The 409-nt window shown below is 29.8% G+C and carries 1 protein-coding gene; it reads right to left on the bottom strand.

The features are described from left to right. Positions 1–409 (bottom strand): sulfatase-like hydrolase/transferase (locus A9G03_RS01385; protein ID WP_179854732.1); only part of this gene is annotated, 409 nt, incomplete at both ends.

Genomic DNA, 409 nt, shown 5'->3' with positions numbered 1-409 from the left:
GTAACTCTAGATCGTCTTTTAAATCTTCTATAAATATATTACTTAATTTGGCAATAATTGAATATTTACTACTATGGGGTCCTGATTCGCCATTTTTTGATATCCATGATGTTTTATAGCTTTGATTGTTCGCCATTTCTATTATATTTTTTTCTTCTAGTAATGGTTGCTCGTCATTTGGTTTGGCGAATGAGAATAGCATAGGGATTGAATCTCGAGTGATAGAAGCAGGAGAATGAACTTCTGGTACTATACAGCTATTTGATTGAGTAAAAATATTGTGCATTTCTGGTGTTGTATTTTTATTATATCCATAAATGCTATGCCGCCCTCTATAGGCTGATTCACCTAAAATGAAAATAATATTTTTATATTTATTAAATGTATTTTCATTATGTGAATTTACGAT

This window comes from Gilliamella sp. wkB171 (genome assembly GCF_001693755.1).
Classification (GTDB): Bacteria; Pseudomonadota; Gammaproteobacteria; order Enterobacterales; family Orbaceae; genus Gilliamella; species Gilliamella apicola_F.
This window is presented reverse-complemented; position numbering and strand designations above follow the sequence as displayed.